Annotated in this window: 15 protein-coding genes and 5 tRNA genes; 19 read left to right on the top strand and 1 reads right to left on the bottom strand. The window is 49.5% G+C overall.

Annotation, left to right across the window (positions count from 1 at the left end):
* Positions 1–12 precede the first annotated feature (12 nt).
* The 12 genes from polA (at position 13) to C508_RS0104845 (ending at position 8855) form a co-directional block, all read left to right on the top strand.
* Positions 13–2589, top strand: coding sequence for a DNA polymerase I (gene polA, locus C508_RS0104785; protein ID WP_018702412.1), 2577 nt, complete (start codon positions 13–15; stop codon positions 2587–2589).
* A gap of 24 nt (positions 2590–2613) precedes the next feature.
* Entirely contained in the window at positions 2614–3450 is an 837-nt protein-coding gene (gene mutM, locus C508_RS0104790) for a DNA-formamidopyrimidine glycosylase (protein ID WP_018702413.1), read from the top strand.
* Positions 3451–3458: 8 nt separating this feature from the next.
* Positions 3459–4097, top strand: a complete 639-nt coding sequence (coaE, locus tag C508_RS17845; protein WP_018702414.1) for a dephospho-CoA kinase — start codon at positions 3459–3461, stop codon at positions 4095–4097.
* Positions 4090–4710, top strand: coding sequence for a lytic transglycosylase domain-containing protein (locus C508_RS0104800; protein WP_245553717.1), 621 nt, complete (start codon positions 4090–4092; stop codon positions 4708–4710). The genes coaE and C508_RS0104800 overlap by 8 nt, the downstream gene beginning before the upstream one ends.
* Positions 4711–4723: 13 nt before the next feature.
* On the top strand, positions 4724–6331 hold the full coding sequence (locus tag C508_RS0104805; protein ID WP_018702416.1) for a peptide ABC transporter substrate-binding protein: 1608 nt from the start codon (positions 4724–4726) through the stop codon (positions 6329–6331).
* 66 nt (positions 6332–6397) lie between these two features.
* A tRNA-Leu gene (locus C508_RS0104810) sits at positions 6398–6484 on the top strand.
* An 11-nt stretch (positions 6485–6495) separates the two neighbouring features.
* Positions 6496–6581: transfer RNA gene (locus C508_RS0104815), tRNA-Leu, on the top strand.
* A gap of 136 nt (positions 6582–6717) precedes the next feature.
* The gene (locus C508_RS20810) at positions 6718–7566 is read left to right on the top strand and encodes a methyl-accepting chemotaxis protein (RefSeq protein WP_018702417.1); all 849 of its coding nucleotides are present in this window, start codon (positions 6718–6720) and stop codon (positions 7564–7566) included.
* 109 nt (positions 7567–7675) lie between these two features.
* A tRNA-Leu gene (locus C508_RS0104830) sits at positions 7676–7762 on the top strand.
* A gap of 20 nt (positions 7763–7782) precedes the next feature.
* Positions 7783–7869 (top strand) — tRNA-Leu (locus tag C508_RS0104835).
* 15 nt (positions 7870–7884) lie between these two features.
* Positions 7885–7970: transfer RNA gene (locus C508_RS0104840), tRNA-Leu, on the top strand.
* 111 nt (positions 7971–8081) lie between these two features.
* Complete coding sequence (locus tag C508_RS0104845; protein ID WP_018702418.1) at positions 8082–8855, top strand: patatin-like phospholipase family protein; 774 nt, start codon at positions 8082–8084, stop codon at positions 8853–8855.
* On the opposite strand, the gene C508_RS19790 is transcribed toward C508_RS0104845, so the two are convergent.
* A complete protein-coding gene (locus C508_RS19790) occupies positions 8831–10066 on the bottom strand; it encodes a tRNA(Met) cytidine acetate ligase (protein WP_018702419.1) in 1236 nt (411 codons plus the stop codon). The genes C508_RS0104845 and C508_RS19790 overlap by 25 nt on opposite strands.
* 249 nt (positions 10067–10315) lie before the next feature.
* Between C508_RS19790 and C508_RS0104855 the strand changes: the two genes are divergently transcribed.
* From C508_RS0104855 to fabK, 7 genes are all read left to right on the top strand, one after another.
* A complete protein-coding gene (locus C508_RS0104855; protein ID WP_018702420.1) occupies positions 10316–11512 on the top strand; it encodes an acetate/propionate family kinase in 1197 nt (398 codons plus the stop codon).
* A gap of 124 nt (positions 11513–11636) precedes the next feature.
* On the top strand, positions 11637–12137 hold the full coding sequence (locus C508_RS0104860; protein ID WP_018702421.1) for a YceD family protein: 501 nt from the start codon (positions 11637–11639) through the stop codon (positions 12135–12137).
* Between the two features lie 29 nt (positions 12138–12166).
* Positions 12167–12343: a 50S ribosomal protein L32 gene (gene rpmF / locus C508_RS19795; protein WP_071595766.1), complete on the top strand. Its 177-nt coding sequence runs from the start codon at positions 12167–12169 to the stop codon at positions 12341–12343.
* 134 nt (positions 12344–12477) lie between these two features.
* Entirely contained in the window at positions 12478–13047 is a 570-nt protein-coding gene (gene fapR / locus C508_RS0104865) for a transcription factor FapR (RefSeq protein WP_018702422.1), read from the top strand.
* Positions 13047–14069 (top strand): phosphate acyltransferase PlsX, encoded by a 1023-nt coding sequence (gene plsX, locus C508_RS0104870; RefSeq protein ID WP_018702423.1) that lies wholly within the window; start codon positions 13047–13049, stop codon positions 14067–14069. The genes fapR and plsX overlap by 1 nt, the downstream gene beginning before the upstream one ends.
* Complete coding sequence (locus C508_RS0104875; RefSeq protein WP_018702424.1) at positions 14056–15075, top strand: beta-ketoacyl-ACP synthase III; 1020 nt, start codon at positions 14056–14058, stop codon at positions 15073–15075. Before plsX ends, C508_RS0104875 begins: the two co-directional genes overlap by 14 nt.
* Complete coding sequence (gene fabK, locus C508_RS0104880) at positions 15062–16018, top strand: enoyl-[acyl-carrier-protein] reductase FabK (protein WP_169342517.1); 957 nt, start codon at positions 15062–15064, stop codon at positions 16016–16018. Before C508_RS0104875 ends, fabK begins: the two co-directional genes overlap by 14 nt.

Genomic DNA, 16018 nt, shown 5'->3' on the forward strand with positions numbered 1-16018 from the left:
TGAAGTGAAAATATGGCAAAGCCAATTTGCATGATTATTGACGGAAGCAGCTTGACCTATCGGGCTTTTTACGCCCTGCCGCTTCTGACGGACGCCGCCGGGCGCTATACAAACGCAGTATATGGATTGTCAACGATGTTGTTGCGCCTTTTGGGAGAATGGCAGCCCCAACAGTTGGTGGTGGCTTTTGATAAGGGTAAGCATACTTTTCGGAATGAAGTATACAGGGATTATAAGGCTCATCGTAAAGCGACGCCAGTAGAACTGGTAGAACAGTTTCCGCTGGTGAGAGAACTAGCGGCAGCTTTTGGCGCGGCTGTTTTAGAACAGGAAGGATATGAAGCCGACGATATTATTGGCAGAGTTTCCCGGGATGCGGCGCAGGAAGGCATGGAAGTTCTGATTGTCACGGGAGATAGGGATGCGCTGCAATTGGTGGAGCCGTCGGTCAAGGTGCTGCTGACGCGCAAAGGAATCAGCGAAATGGACGTATACGATGCAGCCAAAGTACAGGAAACGTATGGAATGGAACCGTTGCGGCTGATTGATTTAAAAGGGTTGATGGGAGATACCTCGGATAATATTCCCGGGGTTCCCGGCATTGGCGAAAAAACGGCGGCTAAGCTGTTGGCTCAGTTTGGTACGTTAGAAGAGGTATTGGCGCAAGCAGCGCAGGTCAAGGGGAATAAAACGAGGGAAGCCTTGATATCCAATGCGGACTTGGCGTTGTTGTCGAAAAAATTGGCAACCATTGTCCGCGATATGCCGCTGGCGGAGGATTGGCGCCAAGGCAAACCGGAAACAGGGGCAGCCTTGGCGGCTTTTTTCACACAGATGGATTTTCGCTCGCTCTTGGCGCGTCTTACTGTAAACGGAACAGAAGTTACCGCCCCGGAGAAGCAGGAACTGCTTCCTTTGCAGTGGCAGAAAGAGACGACGGCGCTGGCCTGGTTGGAGCAAGAACAGGCGGCTGTGTGGCCTCTTTGGGACGGGATGTGCTTAAGTGGTTTGGTCTTGTCAAACGGCGCTGAAGTATGTTGGGTTGCAGCGGCGTGCGAAATATGGGATGCTGTGTTGACGGAATTGGTTGCAAAGAAAAATATAGTTGCACATGACGGAAAGCGTTTGGTGCGGTGGGTGCTGCAGGAGCGGCAAGCTGATTTCTGTCTTGCCTTTGATACGGCTTTGGCCGCGTATTTGCTGGATGCGACTCAGGGGGAGGCCTCGTTTGCCTCTATTTGTCTGCGCTATTTGGGGCGGGAGGAGTCGCTGGCGTCATTGCCAGATAAGGATGCTGCGGCTTATAGCGCTAAGGCGCTTTGGGAGTTGCGGCCTGTTCTAGAAGCGCAGTTGGATGCTCAACATATGCGTGAATTGTATTTTTCACTAGAACTTCCGCTGGTGCGAGTTTTAGCAGTCATGGAAGCGCAAGGAATTGCAGTGGATTTTCTTCATTTGCAAGAAGTAAATGAAGAATTGGGGCAGAGAATAGCCGAATTGCTGGAAGGAATCCATACTGCGGCGGGAGAGGAGTTTAATGTTAACTCCACCAAGCAGTTAGGCGTGATACTGTTTGAAAAACTGGGCTTGCCAGTGCAGAAAAAAACGAAAACAGGCTACTCTACAGATGCAGAAGTGCTGGAAAAGTTAAGCGGCCATCACGTTGTAGTAGATCAACTGTTGGAGTATCGCATGCTAAGCAAGCTTAAAAGTACGTATTTAGAAGGCTTGGCAGCCTTGGTTAATCGTCAAAATAATCGTGTGTACACGCATTTTAATCAGATGGTGACCTCAACGGGGCGGTTGAGCAGTTCAGAGCCCAACCTGCAGAACATTCCGGTGCGGACGGAAACAGGCCGGCGTATTCGTGAATTATTTGTGCCTGGAGAAGGCTACGACTGGTTAATGTCGGCGGACTATTCGCAGATTGAACTGCGGGTGCTGGCGCATATGTCTGGAGATGAATCATTTATTGACGCATTTCTAAAAAATCAAGATATTCATGCTCGGACTGCGGCGGAGGTATTTGGCGTGGACATGAAAGATGTGACGCCAGAACTACGTAGAAGGGCTAAGGCGGTAAATTTTGGCATTGTTTACGGTATCAGCGACTACGGTTTAGCTAGAGATTTGGGTGTGAGTCGCAATGAAGCCGCCATATATATTGAAGGCTATTTTGCTCGTTACCCCAAAGTGAAAACTTTTATGGAGAATGCCGTAGCCCAGGCTCGTAAGGACGGCTATGCAGAAACAATGCTGGGACGCCGTCGTTATTTGGCTGATATTAATAGCCGCAATTTTAATCAACGTTCTTTTGCAGAGCGTACCGCTATGAATACGCCAATTCAAGGGAGCGCAGCGGATATTATTAAAAAAGCCATGCTGCTGGTATTTGAGGCCTTGCAAGAAGAAAAGCTGCGTTCGCGTTTGCTGTTGCAGGTGCACGATGAATTGGTGCTGGAAGTAGTGGATGAGGAACGCTTGGCGGTGGCAGCGCTTGTCAAGGAAAAGATGGAGCAAGCCGTTTGCTTGCAGGCGCCTTTGCTTGTGGACGTGCATTACGGCGCTAACTGGGCGCAGGCTAAATGAAGTTGAGGAAAGCGGGATGAAGTCATGCCAGAGTTGCCGGAAGTAGAGACTATCTGCCGTACATTGGAGCCGTTGATAATTGGGCGGCGGATTGAGCATTGTGACATTTGGCTGTCTCGGCTGATCAAAACTCCCGCAGCGGAATTTGCCCGGCGTATCGAAGGGCGTAAGGTACGGCGCTTGCGCCGGAGAGGAAAATATTTGCTGCTGGAATTGGAACAGGATGTGCTGGTGATCCATTTGCGGATGACAGGACGCTTGGAGTATAGAGCGGTTTCGGAAGTCGCAGGGCGCCGTTTGCATGACCGCTTGCGTTTTATACTGGACGACGGCGCGCAATTGCTATATCATGATGTGCGTACCTTTGGTACGTTTCACTTGGTTTCGGAAGCCGAAGTATCTTCGTTGCCCGGATTGAAGGCTTTAGGTCCGGAGCCGTTAGAAGAAAATTTTAGTGCAGCCTATTTGCAGGAACGTCTGCAAAAAAGCCGCAGTCGTATTAAAAGCTTTTTGCTGCGGCAGGATGTAGTTGCCGGTTTGGGAAATATCTATGTGGATGAAAGCTTGTTTTTAGCTGGCGTGAATCCTCTGCGGACGGTAGCTTCCCTGACTAGGGAGGAGACGGAAAAATTACATCAGGCTATCCGCAAGGTACTACAGCAGAGCATTGATCATGGCGGTACAAGCATTCGGGATTATCGTGACGGCTTAGGGCGCAGCGGGGGAAATCAGAGACTCCTTTGTGTGTATGGGCGCGGCGGTGAACCTTGCTTGCATTGCGGTCAGGCCATATCGCGCGCAGAGGTGGCGGGCAGAGGGACGCATTGGTGTTCTCGCTGTCAGCCGTACAAGGGAGAGTAGGGTTGGTTATGAAATGGATTGGACTAACCGGAGGGATTGGCAGCGGTAAGAGCTTTGTCGCTTCTTTGTTAAAAAAGATGGGGGCGACCATTATCGACGCCGATCACTTGGCTCGTGAAGTAGTGAAACCGGGAACCCCCGGCTATCGAGAAGTAGTTGCTGCTTTTGGAAATGAGATTATTCTTTCTTCGGGAGAAATGGATCGACGCAAATTGGGAGACATTGTTTTTGCCGATGTTTCAGCCAGAAAAAAACTGGAGCAGATTCTTCATCCGCGTATTTTAGCGCGAGCCTCCGAGGAGGCTCAGGCGGCAGCAGCCCGAGGCGAGCTAGCAGTGGTCTTTGACGTGCCGCTGTTGTTTGAGGTTGGCTGGCAGGTTCGCATGGATGAGGTGTGGGTAGTATTTGTAAATCCAGAGGTGCAGCTTCAGCGCTTGTGCGCCAGAGATGGCATGAGTGCGGCTGAAGGAAAGCATAGAATATCCCTGCAGGGGGACTTACGTGAGAAAGCGGCGCAGGCGGATGTCTGCATTGATAATAACGGCGAGGACGAAGCAACCCTGTTGCAAGTGAGAGAGCAATGGCTGCGCGTATTGCAGGGGACGCTTCCCAAGCGTAGAATTTTTGAAAGGCGGTCACATGAGTAGAAGCGGTTTAATGTATACGCGAACGGCTGCCAGAAGCGTCCGGCGAGACGGCAAACGGATACGCGGAGTCGTGTGCCTGTTCTTGCTTGTTTTGCTTGTATATGGTGGTTATCGAAGCGTGTGGTTTGAAGAAACTTATCGATTTCCGTTTCCTTATCGGTCTTTGGTTGAAACCTATGCAGCCAGCAGAGAGTTAGATCCCATGCTGGTTGCGGCGGTGATCCAAGCGGAGAGCAAATTCAAGCCGCAGGCCGTATCCAATCAAGGCGCTCGCGGACTGATGCAAATGATGCCGGAGACGGCTCAATGGGTTGCGCGGAATATAGGCGAAGAGACTTTTTTTGAAGAGCACTTGAACGAACCGGAAACAAACATTCGCTTTGGTACGTGGTATTTAGCCTCTCTAAAAGAAGAGTTTCATGGAAACGAAGTGTTGATGCTGGCTGCCTACAACGGAGGGCGGGGGACGGTGCGACAATGGATGACAACGTATGGGTGGAATTTTTCTTTTCAAGATATAAAGGCTATTCCTTACGGCGAAACTCGCGAATATGTGGAACGGGTGCTAAGCGGCAGGGAACGATATAGGCAGCTATACGGGAACAAGGGGTAAGGAGTGAATTGAGGTGCGTAGATTCGGCCGCATTTGGATATTGGCTTTGCTTTTGGGCGGAGTGCTGTTGGTTGGAGGATGTTCATTCGGGCAGAATTCGGAAAAAGCGGGAAGCGTTACGTCGCCTGCTTCTAATCGGTCGGGAGGACAGGTGGTTTACGCTAGTCTGCATGAGCCGGCGTTGTTAAACCCGTATCTTTCGGATGCGGTTTCGGTTCATGAAATGTCACGGCTGCTATTTAGCGGTTTAGTCGTTAGTCAGCCGGATGGCGTCTTGCAGCCGGATTTGGCGAGAGAATTGCCGACGGTAAGTCCTGATGGTTTGACGATTCGCTATTTGCTGCGAACAGGAGTGACTTGGCATGACGGGGCTCCTTTTACGGCGGAGGATGTTCGATTTACCTGGGAATACATTATGAACTCTAAAACCCAGGCGATTTCAAGAGACGGTTATGATCGTATCCGCGCCGTGGAGACTCCGGACCCCTATACTGTGGTGATAAAATTTCGTGAGATATATCCAGACTGGGTTAGCTTGTTTAAAACGATACTGCCTAAGCATCTTTTGGCTGGGACTGATCCAAATAAAGGGGCTTTTCAAAGAAATCCGATTGGAACAGGTCCCTTTCGACTGCAGGAATGGCGTATGGCGGACGGGCTTGTTTTTGTAGCCAATGAACGCTATTTCTGTGGCAAACCTAAAATGGATACCATTTTTTATAAGATTGTGCCGGATGAGACGTTGCTTATTGCTCAAGCCAAATCCGGTGAAGTGGATATTGCACCGCATTTTGGAAATCAAGCTTATGATCAAATGCGCAGTCAAACTAATTTCCAAGTTTTTGCCACACCAGGGCCTATTTGGGAGCAAATTACCTTTAATATGGATCATCCTCTTTTTAAAGACCTTCGGGTACGGCAGGCCTTAGCGTTGGGGCTTGATCGCAATCTGCTGGCGCAACAGGTTCTGAAAGGTACTGGCGTAGCTGCCTGGGCGGATCAGCCGGCTGTTTCCTGGGCGTATGTGAATGAAGGAATCCCTCCTCGCGACTTGAAAACGGCCAAGGAATTGTTAGCCCAGGCAGGCTGGCTTGCTCAAAACGGCAATATGCTGCAAAAAGAGGGGAAGCCATTGGCCTTTGCGCTGACTGTGCCTAGCGGCAATAAGCAGCGAGAATTGGCGGCGCAGGCGATAGTGCAGCAATGGAAGGAATTGGGCGTTTCGGTACAGCTTCAAGTAGTGGATGCAAAGAACTTTGAGCAGACCTATCGGCAGCGGCCGTTTGCTGCGGCATTTTTTGCCTGGGTGCGCGGAGTGGATCCGGATAATCGCTTGTATTGGCATTCGCGGTTTGTAGGACAAGGCGGTCTTAATGTTGCAGATTGGCGCAATCCGCAAATTGACGCCTTGACGATACAAGGGGCGACGACTCCGGATATGGCGGCGCGCAAAGAGATCTATAAGCAGATTGGCGCGCTTATGAACACGGATGTGCCGGTAATACCTCTTTATTTCCGCTGCCAGTTGGATGCGAGCAAGACGGGTTTAAATGGCTTTAAGCCTAATCCGGTAGAGGGTAATTTATGGAACGCTTGGGAGTGGAACTGGGCAGCTCGTTAGTTTACTGCGGCGGTGTGTTGACAGAAGATTAGTTGTTATGATAAAGTAGGGACGTTCTTACTGTATGCGGTCGTGGCGGAATTGGCAGACGCGCTAGACTCAGGATCTAGTGAAGGCAACTTCATGGAGGTTCAAGTCCTCTCGACCGCACCAATCCTAATTATGCGGTAGTGGCGGAATGGCAGACGCACCAGCTTGAGGGGCTGGCGGGGGCAACCTCGTGATGGTTCAAATCCATTCTACCGCACCAAAAAAAATGAAGCCTGCAAAATATTGCAGGCTTTTTTTGTTTTTGTATTTTGCAACATTAAAAAGGAAGAATATTGCGAAATATTGTGGTATACTGGCGATGTAAAAAACTATCTTAATAGAAAAGAGGTGCGATTATGACGCAAAATAGTTTTTTTAAAACGAATGAGGAAATTCTTGAAGCTTTTAAATTGGTATTACCGTATATGAATCGAATTGTTCGGGAAGATATGGCGGTTGGTTTGACAGACTGTAAAGAATACTTATCCTATTACCGGGCGAAGGAGTTTGAATTGGATCTTCCTACCGGAAAACCTGTAAAGGGGATTGAAACGATTGAACGTTGCTTGGCTACCAGGACGGATACCCTCGACGATATTCCTCCTTCGGTTTACGGACGGCCGATAAAAACGATTTTTACGCCCATCTATGGGGTTAATGGCGAGGTAATTGGTACATTAAGTTCAGGTATTGACTTTCAAAACAGTGTACAATTAGTTAAAACCATTGAAGAACTTGCAGCGAATACCACACAAGCCTCAGAAAGCATTGAACAGGTGGCGAGAAGTGTTGGCGAGCTAGCTAGGGCCGGACAAGCGACGATTGCGCAAGCCCAGTCGTTAGGCGAAAAAAATCGGCATACAGCCAGTATTTTGGAGTTCATTCGGAATATAGCCGCGCAAACGAACTTGTTGGGGCTCAATGCGGCCATTGAAGCGGCTCGCGCCGGAGAACACGGACGCGGATTTGCAGTGGTTGCGGAGGAGGTGCGCAAGCTGGCGGATCAATCCAATGAGGCTGTAAAAAAGATTCAGGAAACGTTGCAGCAGGTTAACGGTGCAATTGTGGAAATTAATCAGTCCATTGAAACTACCGGAGCAATTAGTGAGGAGCAGGCTGCGACAACCGAGGAAATTGCTGTCATTTTGCGGCAAGTGCATGAGAACATGAAAAATTTGGAGACCTTTGTTGAGCGATATAAATAAGTAGAGGGAATTGCTGTTTTCTTAGGCAAAGATTTTCTTGCATTGGCGCTAGGTCTCTGCTATAATAGCCAACGTGGGTAAGCTGCTATTTGTAATGGCGGTTGGCTTTGCGGTCGTGGCGGAATTGGCAGACGCGCTAGACTCAGGATCTAGTGAAGGCAACTTCATGGAGGTTCAAGTCCTCTCGACCGCACCAAACTCAATAGAATCCCTTTCGCGGTCGTGGCGGAATTGGCAGACGCGCTAGACTCAGGATCTAGTGAAGGCAACTTCATGGAGGTTCAAGTCCTCTCGACCGCACCAACTTTATAGATCTATGCGGTAGTGGCGGAATGGCAGACGCGCCAGCTTGAGGGGCTGGTAGGGGCAACTCTGTGGAGGTTCGAGTCCTCTCTACCGCACCAATTTATCAGTAACAAGCCTTCGGGAAATTCCCGAAGGCTTTTTATTTTGTCTCCCAGCAAGGACTGTTTGTTATATAATGAAAGAAATTATTGACGCGAGGAGGCTGCGTAATGAGGCAGCGGCGAGTAGGATTGGCTTTGGGAGCGGGAGGTTTGCGTGGGCTGGCTCATGTAGGAGTACTACAGGTTTTGGAAGAGGAAGGGATTGCCGTTGATTGTATCGCGGGCTGTAGTATCGGGGCTTTGGTGGGAGCGATGTATTGCGCCGGACATAAGCCGCAGGACATCTTGAAATTAGCTTGCCATTTACCCAAAGCTCATTGGCTGGATATGAATATGTCAAAGCTTGGCATGTTTTCGGGCAAGCGAATTTGGGGAACAATGGATGTATTGCTGCAAAAAAAGACTTTTGCGCAGTTGGATATTCCTTTGCGTGTCGTTGCCGCCGACTTAAAAAGCGGCAGAGAGGTCGTTTTTTCGGAAGGGCCTGTATCGGCGGCAGTTAGAGCCAGTGTATCTGTGCCGGGCGTGTTTCTGCCTTTTGAGTGGGAGGATATGCTTTTGGTAGATGGTGCAGTTTTAAACCCAGTTCCTAGCGACTTGGCGCGGGAAATGGGGGTGGACGTGGTGGTGGCGGTGGATTTAACGAGCAAGGAGGAAGCGCCGGAAGTAAAAAGTTTTGTGGATGTTATGCTGCGTTCGATTGATATTATGGAGCGGGAGTTACTAAGGCACAAGCATCGCGATTGGGATGTGTTGCTGCAACCTAATGTAGGCTATGTATCACCAAGCTCCTTTAACCATCTCAAGGAGTGCGTGGCCTTAGGACGCGTGGCGGCGCAGGCGGCTTTGCCCGCTATTCAGGAGCTGCTTTCTGGCACATAAACCGGGGAGCGAAGAAAATCCAGTCCGCTCGCCTGGCTGCTGGCGAAGGCATGCAAATCGGTAGAGCGGACGTCCCATTGCCAGGAAGCAAGAGGGGAGTTGCTTGCCAGAGGGGCCTCCTGGAGCGCTTTTGAGCGACTTAAGGATGCGCCGCGAGTAATGACGGGCAACGAAGCAGTTTTTTTCATTTGCTGAAGCAAGGTACGGCCTGTTGTATTAAAAGCGAGGACGCGCAGGTAGGCGGGGCCGTCAAGACTTACCTGCTTGGCGATCGCAGACGGAAATCGCAAAAGGCTATAGATCAGCAGTCGCTGCAGTCGGGTGCGAGTGTAACGTTTTGTTTTGAGTTTTGTTAGCAGTTCTTCCGCTGTTCGGGATGTGCGAGCGCATTGTAAAAGACGCCATTCCAGCCCCAGTTCCATATCCGGCAAAAGAGCCAACTCCTCAGCATAGCTGCTGCGCAATTGGTGCAACAACGGAAGTTCAAGGGAGCGAAGGGTTACGGGGCGTCTAGGCGACGATAGAAGACGATGCCAAACAACAGGGGGGAAGAACGAAGATAGATCTTGCAGAGAGGAAAGGCATAACTGTTGGCGCAGGGCTGTTGCGCTGGCATAGCCGGATTCGGGAAGCGTTTCTTGGTGGTATTCGCTTCCTTGACGGGGCAGCGCAAGCGCTTGCAAAGTGGGGGCGTACTTGGATAGGGCGCTCAGATATTCCAGGGCGAGAATGTTGTTGGGTAAGGCAAGCGAGCTTGCGGTAGCTACAGTTTGCCCTAGAGCCTTTCCTAAAGCGGCCCCATAGGATAATCCTTCCTGCAAGGCATTTTGCAAGCGTTCTTGGGTTTGCGGCGCGTTTTTTTGCTGAGCTACTTGCTGCAGCCAGTTTAAGTCAGGCGTTTCAACGCTGAAAGCCAAAGTGGAAACTAGACCGGTTGCGGCGAGGAGACGTACACCTCCTTGGGCGAAGCTTTCTGCGCTACGGCAAGAAAAAGCGAAAGGCAGTTCCAAAACAAGGTCGGCGCCTCCTAAAACAGCCAATTCAGCTCGGAACCATTTATCGAAAATAGCCGGTTCGCCGCGCTGTACAAAAGAGCCGCTCATAGCGACGATGATCGGGGCGTTGCCGCCCAGACGGCGAGCTTCGGTAATTTGCCAGGCATGACCTGTATGAAAAGGATTGTATTCGGCGATAATACCAGTGACAGACATGGGAGACCTCCTGCGTTAGTGTTCTGATTATCTGGAGTTTAGCATTTTTCTTGGCAAATTTGGTGATTTTCTGCAAATAAATAATAAATTTTTCTATAGAAGAAGGGATGAGAAAAGTTTTGTCGAAGAATAAAAAATGAAAATCCGATAGAAATGATGTTGTGGCTTTAAAGTCACAACATTTGTTTTTATTTAATAGGATTTCGTAAAAATTTAATTTATTCCATCAATTTAAGGGGGATTTCGAAGGTGAAAGTACTAGTTATCAATTGTGGCAGCTCCTCGTTGAAGTATCAGCTCTTCAACATGGCGGACGAGTCGGTGTTGGCTAAAGGTCTTGTGGAACGAATCGGTATTGAAGGCTCTGTGCTGAAACATCAGCCTGGCGAAGCCGAAAAAGTGACCATTGAAACCGAGATTCCGGATCACAGCGTGGCAATCAAATTAGTTTTGAATGCCTTGGTTGATGCTAAACATGGCGTGATCAAAGATATGAATGAAATTTCGGCCGTAGGCCATCGCGTAGTTCATGGCGCTGAGAAGTTTGCTACATCAGTACGTATCAATGGTGCTGTTATGGATGCCCTGGAAGAGTGCATTGAAATGGCGCCTCTTCATAACCCCCCGAATATTTTAGGCATTAAAGCTTGTGAAAAATTAATGCCTGGCGTAGCGCAAGTAGGCGTGTTTGATACCGCGTTCCATCAAACCATGCCGAAACATGCTTTCATTTACGGCCTGCCCTACGAAGTATATAAGAAACACGGCATTCGCCGCTATGGTTTCCATGGAACTTCGCACAAATTTGTTTCTCAGCAGTGTGCGGAGATGATGGGCAAAAAACCGGAAGACATTAAAGTCATCACCTGTCATTTGGGAAATGGATCCAGCGTTGCTGCTGTTAAAAATGGCGCGGTAGTGGATACCAGCATGGGGCTGACTCCGCTCGAAGGGCTTGTTATGGGAACCCGCTGCGGCGATATTGACCCAGCTATTTTGCCGATGTTGATGAAAAAAGAAAACATGGATGCTGATGCGATCGACAGCTATATTAATAAAGAGTCCGGGGTACTCGGCATTTCCGGCGTTTCCAGCGATTTCAGGGATATCGAAGGCGCTGCTGACGAAGGAAATGAAAGAGCGCAGTTGGCGCTGGACGTATTCGCTTATCGCGTGCAGAAATATGTGGGCGCTTATGCCGCCGCCATGAACGGTGTAGATGCGATTGTCTTCACCGCTGGCTTGGGCGAAAATTCCATTTCGATGCGTGAAAGCATTGCGGAAGCGTTTGGCTATTTAGGAGCGAAAATCGATAAGGATCGTAATAATGTTCGCGGCAAAGCCTGTGAAATTAGTACGGCCGATTCCAAAGTAAAGCTGTTCGTTATACCTACTAACGAAGAGTTGATGATTGCTCGCGATACAAAATCAATCTGCCTTGGTTGAGTTTTTCTAACTTGCCTGAACTGGAAGCCGGCAGCGGTTTTTATCCTGCCGGCTTCTGTCATGGTCTTTTCTTGACAAGGCTCGCCTCGGTGGATATAATAGACGAAGGTTGAGGTGAGAAGTGATGAAACTCAACGTTGTTTCACTCCGACATGCAACAGGCAAGCAATTTTCGTTTGCCTTCGAGGTGCCTGCGGCAGAAGAGTTTTTCTGGTTGCGGGGACCCATTTCCGTTTCAGGGATAGTTGCCAACAGTGGCGGCCATATGGTAGTTTCCGGTGCGGTTCGCGCCTTAGCTTCCTTTGAATGCCAACGTTGCTTGCGGGACTATGAAACCGAGCTTGTTGAAGAATTTCGACAAGAGTATCGGGAAACATCGCAAGAAAGCCCGTTGCCGGAAGACGCTGAATATAGCGTCTATGAAGGCGATGAGTTGGATTTGACTGAACTGGTACGGGATACGTTGTTGCTGGCGGAACCCATGAAGAAAGTGTGCCGACTGGATTGTAAGGGCTTATGCCCGGTGTGCGGCCAGGATCGCAATCAAAGTGACTGTCATTGCGATCATGAAGCCATTGATCCCAGGCTGGCTGCTCTCAAACAGTTGCTTGATTCTAAACAGTAGCCTACCATTGAAGGAGGTGGAACCAGACCATGGCAGTACCAAAGCGTAAAATGTCTAAAGCCCGTCGTGACAGACGGCGTGCAAACTGGAAACTGACGGCTCCGGGCTTCGTACCTTGCCCGCAGTGCCATGAGCCCAAAATGCCTCACCGCGTGTGCCCTGATTGCGGTCACTACAACGGAAAAGCGGTTGTCACCGTGGAATAATCCCGAATGAAAGGAGCAAACTTGCGGCTTGTCTGCAAGTTGCTCCTTTCATTTTTTGCTTGCCATTGCGTCATGTCTCCGCTATAATGAGGACGATATGTTTTTAGTACCAGTTTCTAAGATTAGGTGATGATATGGCGCGCATGAACAAACGTATAAGACAAGAATTGTTAGCAGAAAAAATTTCTACTCATCCGTTTTTGCGTGATGAGGAATTAGCTGTGGAATTTGGAGTCAGCGTGCAAACTATTCGTCTGGATCGCATGGAACTGGGGATTCCCGAATTGCGGGAGCGAACCAAACTTATGGCGCAGCGGGCTCAAAATAATTTGCGGGCTATCGCAGAAGATGATGTCGTAGGTGAATTAGTTGATTTGGAAGTAGGCCGGACGGCTATTTCTGTATTGAAAGTTACGGAAGACATGGTTCTGGCAAAGACGAAGATTGCCAGGGGACATTATATTTTTTCTCAGGCCAATTCGTTGGCATTGGCGGTTATGGATGCGCCTGCGGCAGTAACCGGCGTGGCTAATATAAAATATAAGGTGCCGGTGCGGGCCGGTGAAAAACTGGTGGCCAAGGCAGAAGTGATTCGCATCCGCGGGAACAAAGTTTTTATTTGGGTAAAAACCCGTAATGAGCTAGAAGAGGTGTTCCGGGCCAAATTCATTATGGTTGCAGTGAACTCGGAGGGCGAAAATTGATGAAAGTTGCGATTGATGCCATGGGAGGCGATCATGCGCCGGAAGAAATTCTTTTAGGCGCCATGGCGGCTGTGAAAGACTATGGCTGTGATATTGTGTTGGTTGGCGACGAGACGTTGCTGAAGGAAGCCATGCGTAAGCATGGCGTGCGCGAAGGCGATCATATTTTTGTACACCATGCTTCGGAAGTAATCGATATGCACGAATCCCCCGGTGCGGCGGTTCGCAAAAAGCGAGATGCTTCTGTGGTGGTGGCTACACGCTTGGTGAAAGAGGGCGAGTGTGCAGCGGTAATTTCAGCCGGCAGTACGGGCGCTGCGGTAGCGGCCGCCTTGTTTGGCTTGGGGCGATTGCCTAAGATTGAGCGTGCTACAATAGCAACGCCCATTCCCAATTTAACGGGAACAACCATGCTGCTGGATTCGGGAGCTAATGTGGACAGCAAACCGAAACATTTAGTGCAAAGCGCTATTATGGGGTCTATTTACGCGCAATATGTACTGGGGGTTGAAAACCCGCGCGTTGGTTTGCTGAGTATTGGCGAAGAGGAGACAAAAGGAAACGAATTGACTTTGTCGACGTATCCATTACTGTCGCAAGTGCAAAACATTAACTTTATTGGTAATGTTGAGGGACGGGATATTCCGAAAGGATCGGTTGATGTTGTAGTTTGCGACGGCTTTGTAGGGAACGTAGTACTAAAGTTCGGCGAAGGATTAGCGAGCGCAATTATGCGTTTATTGAAAGATGCCGTTCAGCAAAGCGGTTTTTTTACGAAAATGGCTTCGTTGATGTTGCTGCCGGTTATGAAACGTTTACGAAAGAAATTAGATTATGCGGAATATGGCGGCGCGCCGTTACTGGGCGTAAATGGTTGTTGCATTATTTGTCACGGCAGCTCCAAAGCTAAAGCGATTAAAAATGCAGTTCGCGTGGCTAAGGAATTTACGGAGCAGCAAGTGGCGACTCATATTAGCGAGATGATTGCAAAAGAGGAGGTGCTGACGCATGGCGGAGACTAAGCTGTCTGCTGGAATCTTAGGTTTAGGCAGTTATGTGCCGGAACGCATTTTGACCAATGCCGATCTTGAAAAGATAGTAGATACTTCTGATGATTGGATTGTTTCCCGGACGGGGATTAAACAGCGTCATGTGGCGGATGAAGAGACAGCCACTTCGGATATTGCTGCGGAAGCAGCTAGACGAGCTTTAGCTCATGCGGGCATTAGCGCAGAAGAGCTGGAACTGATTATTGTGGCCACAGCGACGCCGGATATGTTTTTTCCTTCAACGGCTTGCTTGGTGCAAGAAAAAATTGGGGCGACTCATGCAGCGGCTTTTGATTTAGCGGCGGGATGTTCTGGGTTCGTCTACGGCCTGACGGTGGCGACACAATTTGTGAAGGCGGGAATGTATCGTCGGGTGCTTGTTATTGGAGCGGAAACTCTTTCTAAAATTTTAGATTGGACTGACCGTAATACTTGCGTGCTTTTCGGAGATGGAGCAGGCGCTGCAGTAATCGGGCCGGTTCCGGCAGGATATGGCGTACTAGGTGTGGAATTAGGGGCAGACGGGCATGGCGGAGAACTTTTGAAAATGCCTGCTGGCGGTTCAAGACGTCCGCCAAGCGCCGAAACGGTAGCGCAACGTTTGCATTTTGTGCATATGAACGGTAATGAAGTGTTCAAGTTTGCGATTAAAGTTATGGGGGAAGCCGCTCAAAAAGCCTTGCAGAAGGCTGGCATGACCGATGAGGATGTGGATTATTTAATTCCTCATCAAGCAAACATTCGGATTATCCAATCGGCTGCAAAACGCTTGCAGTTGCCGATGGAGAAAGTGCATGTCAATGTAGATCGTTATGGAAATACGTCGGCGGCATCGATTCCTATCGCCTTGGAAGAAGCAGTGCTTGAAGGCAAGGTCAAAAATGGAGACAAGCTGGTGCTCGTAGGTTTCGGTGCAGGGTTGACCTGGGCTGCCTGCGTGCTTCGCTGGTACAAGGAGGATTCATCTGTTGGTGAGTAATCAGATTTGCGAATTATTGAACATTAAATATCCTATTATTCAAGGGGGCATGGCTTGGGTAGCTACGGCTGAGTTGGCGTCAGCTGTTTCTAATGCAGGCGGTTTGGGGCTAATTGGCGCCGGACATATGCCGCCGGATGCTTTGCGCAAGGAAATTCGCCGTGCAAAAGAATTGACAACAAAAGTGTTTGGCGTCAATGTTATGCTGATGTCTCCTTTCGTCAAAGAGGTTATGCAGGTTGTTGTTGATGAGAAAGTGCAGGTTGTAACGACAGGCGCTGGGAATCCGGGAGAATACATTCCTGCACTCAAAGGAATTGGGGCTCGGATTATTCCGGTGGTAGCTTCGGTTGCTTTGGCGAAGCGTCTGGAACGTACTGGGGTTGATGCTTTGGTGGCTGAAGGACATGAGAGCGGCGGCCATGTAGGCGAAGTATCGACCATGGCTTTAGTACCGCAGGTTGTGGATGCGGTTTCTATTCCGGTTATTGCCGCTGGCGGCATTGCCGATTCACGCGGAGTTGTGGCGGCATTGGCTCTCGGCGCACAAGGGGTTCAAATTGGCACACGTTTTGTGGCCACTACGGAATGCCTTGTGCATGAAAGATACAAGCAAGCTTTGGTAAAAGCTAAAGAACGTTCGACTATCGTTACCGGCGTGAGCACCGGGCATCCTGTACGCGTTTTGCAGAATAAACTGACTAAAGAATATATGGAACGCGAACGATCTGGCGCAACAACAGAAGAACTGGATCAAATGGGAGCCGGTAAACTGCGTTTAGCCGCACAAGAAGGCGACGTGGATTACGGGTCTGTGATGGTGGGCCAAATTGCCGGTATGATTCGTGAAGTTCAATCGGTAGAAGCGGTCATGCAAGATCTGGTTTCCGGCATTCCCGGCGTAATGGAGCATTTGCAACAGGCAACTCGCTTTAAGGCGTAA

This window comes from Anaeromusa acidaminophila DSM 3853 (assembly GCF_000374545.1).
Classification (GTDB): domain Bacteria; phylum Bacillota; class Negativicutes; order Anaeromusales; family Anaeromusaceae; genus Anaeromusa; species Anaeromusa acidaminophila.